1 protein-coding gene and 1 pseudogene are annotated in these 396 nt (G+C 70.7%); one reads left to right on the top strand and one right to left on the bottom strand.

All coding sequences use genetic code 11. The annotated features are described in order from the left end of the window. Nucleotides 1-279 (bottom strand): annotated as a pseudogene (locus MKK54_RS22990) (M20/M25/M40 family metallo-hydrolase); the annotation flags it as partial. A 51-nt stretch (nt 280-330) separates the two neighbouring features. On the opposite strand from MKK54_RS22990, the gene MKK54_RS24815 reads away from it, so the two are divergent. After that, nucleotides 331-396: hypothetical protein (locus MKK54_RS24815; protein WP_409564229.1), on the top strand; the 66-nt coding region annotated here is incomplete at its 3' end.

Genomic DNA, 396 nt, shown 5'->3' with positions numbered 1-396 from the left:
GGCGCCGCCCTGGCCCTCCTCGGCGGGCTGGAACACGAACAGCGCCGTGCCGTCGAAGTCGCGGGTCTCGGCGAGGTAGCGCGCGGCGCCGAGCAGCATCGTGGTGTGCCCGTCATGCCCGCAGGCGTTCATCTTGCCCGGCCCGGTCGAGCGGTAGGGCAGGTTTGTCTCCTCCTCGATCTGCAGCGCGTCCATGTCGTCGCGTAAGCCGATGCGCCGGCCCGAACCGGCGCGCCCTTCCAACCCACCGCACCCGCCCCTTCCGCCGCTTCCTCGGTGGCGCTGTCCGTGTTCCAGCCCGCCGAGGAGGGCCAGGACGGCGCCCGCGCGATGATCGACGACGGCTTGTTCGAGAAATTCCCCTGCGACGAGATCTACGCGATCCACAACCAGCCC

Source organism: Methylobacterium sp. J-068, from assembly GCF_022829445.1.
Classification (GTDB): domain Bacteria; phylum Pseudomonadota; class Alphaproteobacteria; order Rhizobiales; family Beijerinckiaceae; genus Methylobacterium.
The sequence above is the reverse complement of the archived record's forward strand: the minus strand, read 5'-3'. Positions and strand labels throughout refer to the sequence as shown.